Source organism: Flavobacterium sp., from assembly GCF_046317795.1.
GTDB lineage: Bacteria > Bacteroidota > Bacteroidia > Flavobacteriales > Flavobacteriaceae > Flavobacterium.
The window spans coordinates 1-8705 of record NZ_JBKCVI010000114.1 but is presented as its reverse complement, the minus strand read 5'-3'; the positions used below and the strand labels follow the sequence as shown (position 1 = coordinate 8705).

At 36.7% G+C, this 8705-nt stretch carries 4 protein-coding genes; 3 read left to right on the top strand and 1 reads right to left on the bottom strand.

Annotation, left to right across the window (positions count from 1 at the left end; genetic code table 11):
• On the top strand, positions 1 to 511 hold a 511-nt coding region (locus ACK5ON_RS06700; RefSeq protein WP_409821035.1), incomplete at its 5' end, for a T9SS type A sorting domain-containing protein.
• Between the two features lie 84 nt (positions 512 to 595).
• Here the strand turns inward: ACK5ON_RS06700 and ACK5ON_RS06695 are convergent.
• Positions 596 to 763 carry a hypothetical protein gene (locus ACK5ON_RS06695; protein ID WP_409821033.1) on the bottom strand — a complete coding sequence of 56 codons (168 nt, stop codon included), beginning with the start codon at positions 761 to 763 and terminating at the stop codon, positions 596 to 598.
• Positions 764 to 1415: 652 nt separating this feature from the next.
• Between ACK5ON_RS06695 and ACK5ON_RS06690 the strand changes: the two genes are divergently transcribed.
• Complete coding sequence (locus ACK5ON_RS06690) at positions 1416 to 4034, top strand: beta strand repeat-containing protein (RefSeq protein ID WP_409821031.1); 2619 nt, start codon at positions 1416 to 1418, stop codon at positions 4032 to 4034.
• Between the two features lie 834 nt (positions 4035 to 4868).
• The coding region (locus tag ACK5ON_RS06685) for a beta strand repeat-containing protein (RefSeq protein ID WP_409821028.1) at positions 4869 to 8705 on the top strand (3837 nt) is incomplete at its 3' end.

Sequence of the window (8705 nt, the reverse complement as noted above, 5' to 3'; positions counted from 1 at the left end):
ATTAAATCAATCGTTAACGATAGTTCCTGTTTCAGGTGCCACTATTTACAGAGTATCATTGTTTGAACAAGTAGATGAGAATTTGGTACAAGTAGGTACACCTATCAATAGAACCGTAGCTAACTTTACCTTGAGCATGTTCACAGGTGCTACAGTTAACAAGAACTACGTAGTAACGGTATCGGTACAATTGGGTGGCGAGTTTGGACCAGAAGGAAGAGGTTGTGACATCTCTACATTTGTAGCCAGAAGAGCTCAAGTAGCGTTTGGTGCTATTGCTTATCCAAACCCGTTTGCAAGTGGTTTTAATATAGATGTTACTACTTCTGTAGACAGCACACCAATTGCTATCAAAGTATACGATATGGTAGGAAGATTGATTGAGCAACATACAGCTCAAGTTAATGAATTAGAGACTATGACTATCGGAGATCGTTATCCAAGTGGGGTTTACAATGTTACTGTAACCCAAGGCGAGGAAACGAGAACGGTTAGAGTAGTGAAACGATAATCGAAATACGAAGTACGGAGTATGAAGTACGGAGTTGGGAGATGATAGACTGGAGTATTAAGTATTAAGTATTAAGTATTAAGACTAAATAGTACTAAAATCCCTGTCTCGTTTGTTAACGAGATGGGGATTTTTTATTGGATTTTGGTTTGATGTTTTTTGTTGCACAAACCTGCCTGCCATGCCTAAGGCAGGTAAACCGGCAGTCAGGGTTGCACGAAGGTATTTTGTAGAGGTTGCACAAAGTAGCATGAAGTTTTTTTGCCAGGGATTGTACAGATTTTATTTTTTCTTCAAGTTTCGCGAAGTTTTTAATCATTTAGGTGTTTTTTTTTAATCCGTTTAATCTGTGGTAATCTGTGGCTTTTATTTGGGTTTAACTACAAACCTGCCTGCCATGCATAAGGCAGGTAAACCGGCAGTCAGGGTTTCACGAGGGTTTTTAGCCACAGATTGCATAGATTTTAACGGATTTTTTATTCAGTAATTATTTTTGTATTAATGAAAAGTACTTGATTCATAAGATACTTTATATCGATTTTTTTTATTTTTTTTGCATGAGTACTACTTTTTTACCTTTATTGATATGAAAAATTTAATTTTATTTAAAAAAATTAAGAATACTATTTATAAGTAGACCTTTACATTGCCTCTACAACCGTTCTTTAAATGTAATGATAAGTTATTTATAAATTTAAGTTGTAGCTTTTAAGTGCTATAATATATATAATGTTGCGAAAGAAGCAGCCAATTTATTTTTTACTAATACATGTATAGTTATTTTATATGATTGAATTAATAATCAGTGAAATAATTTGTTATTTTACTACATTGCAATTATTGTTTTTTGTTTTACTCAAAAAAAATACGACACATTTTTTTTTACAACTGTAATATCACTATTATGAAGTTATATTTATTTACCACTTTTCTTTTGTTTTTTACTTGTAGTTTATCGGCACAAGTGGGTATTGGGACAACGTCTCCTAATGGTTCGTTGGATGTAGTTTCGACAGATGATGGATTATTAATCCCTAGGATTTCATTATCAGCAACCAACGTTGCTACTGTTATTACTCCCACTGTTTCTGAGTTGGTTTATAATACCGCTACTTCTGGTGTTGGAATTAATCAAGTTACGCCAGGTTACTATTATTGGGATGGTGCTTTGTGGATTAGACTTGCTACTGGAAATGCTACTGCGAGCTGGGCTTTGACGGGGAATGCAGGTACAACAGCGGCTACTAATTTTTTGGGCACTACGGATGATATTGATTTGGTTTTTAGAAGAAATAATATAAGAGCAGGTTTTATTGGGAATCCAGTTTATGACGTGTCATTTGATTTTATTAATGGAAACACTTCATTTGGAGCTAATTCGTTATTAAATCCAACCTTAAATTTTGCAACACAATCGGGAGTAAGAAACACTGCTTTTGGAGTAAACGTAATGCCTGGATTAACTTCGGGCAGATTAAATACAGGTATTGGCGAATTTGCTTTGTTTTCTAATACTACTGGTATCGCCAATACTGCCGTTGGTTCAGGAACTTTATTTTCAAATTCTATTGGTATTAATAATGTTGCCATTGGAAGACAGGCATTAACTTCTTCAAATGCCGATAATAATACTGCAGTAGGTTTTTCATCTTTGAGAAATAACGCGTCTGGAACTGGCAATAGTGCCATTGGATATAGGGCATTAAATGCTAGTACTGGCTCTAATAATGTTGCTTTAGGTTTTGATGCTGGTTTAACTTTAACAACAGGTTCCAATAACATCATGTTAGGTGCCAATACTGTTGCACCTGTTATAGGGGGAAGTGACCAATTGAATATTGGAAACACATTATTTGGTACTATGGCTGGTGCACTTACTTCTGGAGTAAACACTACAAGAACTCTTGGTGTAAATGTTTTAGCTCCACAAGCGGCTTTAGATATTGTTTCAACAAATAATGGTTTATTGATTCCAAGAGTGAATTTATTAATAGGGGCAAATTCTTCGTCACCCGTTACCACTATCCAAACTTCTGAAATTATATACAATACAAATACTGTTGGTGCTGGTGTTAATGCTGTAACACCAGGGTTTTACTTTTGGAATGGGACTAGCTGGGTTAGATTTAGTACAGGTACAGCAACGGGTTGGTTAACCACAGGAAATACTGTTGGAGCTACAGGTACTTTTATGGGAACACTTGATAATTTTGATGTTTCCTTTAAAAGAAATAATACCGCCGCTGGTTTTATTGGGGCTTCTAATGTTGCTTATGGTTTGAGTACTTTATCTGCTCCTACCTTATCAGGTATCAGAAATACAGCATTTGGAACCAATGCTTTGGCAGCCAATGATTCACCAAATGATAATACAGCTATAGGTTTTAATGCGTTGGCAGTAAATACGTTTAATTCTGGTGGCGGTAATCAAAATACTGCGGTTGGTAGTGGTGCTTTAGCCACACTCAACGGTGGAATTGGCAATACTGCTGTTGGGTTTAATGCTTTAAATGCATCCGTTGCTACATCTCAATTTAATACAGCTATTGGTGCTGGTGCCTTATCAAGAACTAATGTTGCTGCTTCTCAAGATAATGTTGCGATTGGTTACAATTCTTTGAGTCAGACAGCTACATTTACTAGAACGGTAGCCATAGGTTCCAATGCTTTGGTTAATGCTTCTGGCAACAATACGAGAAATACCGCAATTGGCGCTTTTGCCGGTAGTGCTACCACAACTGGTAATGATAATATCTTTATAGGTAACGCAGCTGGTAGTGCCGAAGCAGGAACAAGTAGTAATAAATTGTATATAGAAAATACCAATGCTGATGCCAGTAATGCTTTGGTTTATGGCGAGTTTGATACCAATATCCTTCGAGTAAACGGTACCTTACAAGTTAATAATCCTGGAGGTGCAAACGGTTATGCTTTGCCCAATGTGAGAGGTACAGTTGGTCAAGTACTGCAGACTAATGGTGCTGGAGCCACGAGTTGGGTTTCGGCTGCTACTGTTGAAACTGACCCACAGGTATCGTCTGCTACTGTTAATAGAATGCCTAAATGGAATGGTACTACACTTGTTGATGGGATTGTTACGGATAACGGGACTACGGTTACTGTTGCGGGAACTACATCGACAACTAACTTTCAAATGACGACTGGTGCGACAGCCAATTATATTTTGCGAAGTGATGGAACTGGCAACGGAACTTGGGTTGATAGTAATGTTAAATCTTATGTAACTACAGGAGCAGCTACGGGAATTTATGCGGTATCTTTAACAGAATATACTGTGCGTGTTTTTGGCGGTGTTTCCGAAGTCAGACTTCCTAATGCTGTTGGCAATCTAGGAAAGATATTTATTATTATTGGAAGTAATGGTATTACAAATAAAGTATTTTCTACTTCAGGTGGGGTTATTTATAATGATGTTGGCAATACATTGATTAACACTCTTCAACAAAATCAAAGATTTATGGTTCAAAGTGATGGAACTGATTGGATTGTTATTGGGCAATAATTTGATGGTTTTTCTTTTAAATTGTAATTGAATCACGCTAGAATAGTAGTCATTACTTCTGTATTCTATTTCAGTTTTTTTGGAGTTTAAATGTTTTGATGCATTCTTTTGTTTGAGAGAAGTTTTTTAACCAAAAAGGGGACGATAATTTTTATGCCAAGTTCAATTAGATTTACATCCTAATCGCTCCTTGATTTCAGGTAAAATAAGATAAGATTACTCGCTTGCCGAATTCTCGGGAGCTCGAAGTTTCATTTAAAGTTTATAGTTTTTTCGCTATTTTATGTGTAGGAACACAGCCCTGCCTCCCATGCCTAGGGCTGGTAAACCGGCAGGTTGGAGAAATTTGCATGGATTTTTCTAATATTAGAAAGGTTTATAAAAAGGTTATACAGCAAACTCGACAATTATTTGAAAAGGACAAAAAATGTAAATTGCAGTTATGTCGGTGGAACTGTATTTTTTTTTTTTACTAAATGTTTAAAAAATTAAAACTATTTTTTTGATTTGTATTTTTTTAATCAAAAATAATTAGAATTTATCATTTCTTAGTTCTTATTTTCTAGTTCCTTTTACGTTTTTAAGGTAAAAAGAACACAACATTACTACAACATTTGATTTGATTCCTAAATTTGTTTGTTGCCTTGCGGTGGCTTTTTAAAACTGCTTTTATACTACAACGTTTGCGCTTATTGAGTTTTTACTATTTTTTTTCTTTTCTCATTTTTTGTATAGTTTTTATAGACTAGGATTGCTATCATTTTTCAAACTTAACGCTATAAATTTGAAATCCTACTAAAAGTCAAACTATTAACAACAAATATTTAAACATTTATGAAAAAATTACTATTACTTTTTTTCCTATTGACTTTTTCATTAGGACAATCACAAAATATGATATCCAATTCATATTTTACAAGCGGTGGTTCCGGCTGGGTTATTAACGGACCCGGAACATTTACTGGAGGAGAAGCTGCCTTTCCCAATACGGCTGCAGGTGGAAATCCTTGGGACAATGAGCTCAAACAAACAGGTAAGTCACTAACTGGTGGTGCTACGTACACCCTTACTTTTAGAGCACGTGCCGCTGCTAACAGAAATATGTCTGTAAATATTCAGAATACCAATATATGGTCTGATCAATTCAGAAATAATGCTGTGGCCTTAACAACTACTATGACTGTATATACGTATACTTTCAATGCGACGTCTACTAACAACAATGTACAGGTTAATTTTCACGTTGCTGGAACAGGTAGTACATCTGCTGTATTCATTGATGATGTAACTTTGGTGGCAGGAACTGCAACTCAATGTACTAATTTTATCCAAGATGGAACTGAAACTGGTATTGATTGTGGCGGTACATGTAGTCCATGTCTTGAAGCGCCAACTTATGGGGCATTTACAATTCCATCTAAATTGACTACTGACGCTGCATTTACATTAACTGCCCCAACTTCTAATAATATAAGTCCATTTACTTATTCTAGTAGTAATACTGCTGTTGCAACTGTAAATATTACTTCTGGTCTTATCACTATTGTAGGAGCAGGTACAACAATTATTACAGCCAGTCAAGTGGCAGATGGTACTTATAGTTCTGGTTCGACGACTGCTAATTTTGTTGTAACGGTTCCACTTCCTGCCACTCCAGCACCAACACCACCAGCGAGAAACTCATGGGATGTAGTTTCTTTATATAGTGGTTCATATACCCCTACAAGTGGAGCAACTTGGCAAAATGGAGTAGATGTTTCTATATCTGGAAATAACGCAAGATTATTTAACGGCTTTACGTTAGCAAGGTTAGCTTTTGCGCCAACGACTATTGCAGCAATGACAACATTGCACATCGATGTATATACTTTAAATCAGAATGCCCTTTGGTTTGAAATCAATGGAAATAGAAAAGTAGTGTCGAGCATTCCTTTGAATGGTTGGGCTAGTTTTGATATTCCATTATCAGATTATGTTGGATTAAATTTAGGAAATGTTAGTTTTTTCGATTTAAACAATCCTACAGGAGCTGCTGCGCCAGTAAAGGTGGTCTATTTAGATAATATCTATTTTTATAGACCAGCAACAGATCAACCTCCTACTATTGGAGCGTTGACAGTGCCAACACCACAAGTGTTTGGCAATGATCCCTTTACATTAACAAACCCTACATCCAATAGTAGCGGTGCATGGACTTATTCAAGTAGCCCAGCGGGTGTAGTAACATTTTCTGGAAATACTGCAACTATAATTAGTGGCGGAACAACGACTATTACAGCTACTCAAGCAGCAGTACCTGGTGTATTTGGCTCAGGATCTGCATCTGCAACTTTAGTTGTAAATTTCCCTGCTCCAGGCCCATCACCAATTCCTCCAGCTAGAAATGCAATTGATGTAGTTTCTATGTATACCGGTACTCCCACAACTTATGCGAATGGCACAACTGCAGTTCAAGCAAGTTGGTCAACGGGTTCAACCAATTCTAATTTTAATTTTGCAAACGGCACCAATACTTGTATCCAAGTTAACAATTTAGGTTTCTTTGGTTTGGTTACGAACGGCGCAAATTTCAGTGTAGTGGGAATGAACTTTCTTCATGTGGATATTTATGTTAATACACCTATGACGTCTATGATATTAAATCTATTGGCTCCGACTGACAGAAACTTTTCAATCGGACCGCTAGCTACAGGATGGAATTCTTTTGATATTCCATTGACAACCTATCCTGGTGCATTGAATAATATCAATGGAATCAAATTTGAACAAAGTGGTGGTACACCTCGACAAATTTATATCGATAACGTCTACTTTTTCAATGGAACTGCCAATCCAACAATCACTGCTTTTTCAATTCCAACCAAAGCACCTGGAGATGCGACTTTTACTATAACACCACCAACATCAAATAGTACTGGTGCTTGGAGTTATTCAAGTAGTAACAATGCCATTGGACAGATTGTTAATGACAATCAAATTCAAGTTGGTACTGGTGGTTCATGTACCATTACGGCTACACAAGCTGCTGCAGGTAATTTTAATAGTGGAAGTATTACCGCTACTTTTAATGTTTTAGTAACACCTACCTTAGGCACCTTTACTGTTCCTGCTAAAGTAACAGGGGATGCTCCTTTTTCTTTAACTGCTCCGATATCTGACAGTGCTGGTGCTTTTACCTATACTATTAACCCTCCTACAGGTATTGCTACAATTAGTGGCAGCACCGTAACAATCGTGGGTCCAGGAACTGCAACCATTACGGCAACGCAAGCTGCCAATGGTTTATTTAATTCAGCCACAACTACTGCATCATTAGTAGTAAGTTTGGGTACACCAGCACCAACACCACCTGCAAGAAATGCATGGGATGTGGTATCTTTATATAGTAATTCATATACCCCAACTTCTGGAGCAGTATGGCAGGCAGGAACAGATGTTTCGATTTCTGACAATAACGCAAGATTATTTAACGGTTTTACATTAGCTCGTTTAGCTTTTGCACCAACGACTATTGCGGCAATGACAACTTTGCATATTGATGTATATACTGTAAATCAAAATCAACTTTGGTTTGAAATAAATGGAAACAGAAAAGTAGTATCAAGCATTCCATTGAATGGTTGGGCTAGTTTTGATATTCCTTTATCAGATTATGTAGGTTTAAATCTAGGAAATGTTAGTTTTTTCGATTTAAATAATCCTACTGGAGCTGCTGCACCAGTAAAGGTGGTCTATTTAGATAATATCTATTTCTACAGAGCACCTACAGATGCCCCTCCAACAATCGGAACATTAAGTGTTACAAGTCCGCAAGTATTAGGTAATGCACCTTTTACATTAACGGATCCAACTTCAAATAGTTCTGGTGCATGGACCTATAGCGCTAACCCTACTGGTATAGTAACTTTTAGTGGTAATATAGTAACTATTGTTGGTGGTGGTACTACTACCATCACAGCTACTCAAGCTGCTGTTCCAGGATCTTTTGGTCCAGGTTCTGCTTCAGCTACATTAGTAGTTAATTTTCCTGATCCCACTCCATCGCCGTCACTTCCAGCAAGAGACCCAGCAAGAGTTGTTTCAATGTATACAGGAACTCCAGCTGTATATACCAATGCTCCAAACTATAATTTTGGTCAAGCATTTTGGTCTACAGGTGGTGGTAGAGTGTTAACAGAAGTTCCAAACGGAGCAAATACTGCGCTACGTATAGATGGTCTAGGTTTTATGGGATTAATAGATATAGGTAATCCTCCACCGACCAATAGAGAAAGACGTTTGAACCTTGTTGGGACTGGAATGTCACATTTAAATATTGATATTTATTTGGATACCCCTAGACCTAATTTGTTTTTAGTGCTGTTAGCACCAACTGATAGACTATATAATACGGGCGCACTTACAGCTGGTTGGAATAGATTAAGAGTTCCTTTAACAGCATATCCTGGTGCCTTAAATGATATTTACGGGTTAAAAATAGAGCAGAATTATACTTCAGCATTCCGTATATTTATTGACAATGTCTATTTCAGTAATGACTTATTTACTTTCTATAGAGATTTTGATGGAGATGGATTTGGAGATTTAGCTACTTCAACATTGGCTGAAACTGCTCCTAACGGATACGTTAGTAATTCAACTGATTGTAATGATAATGATATCAATGTTTGG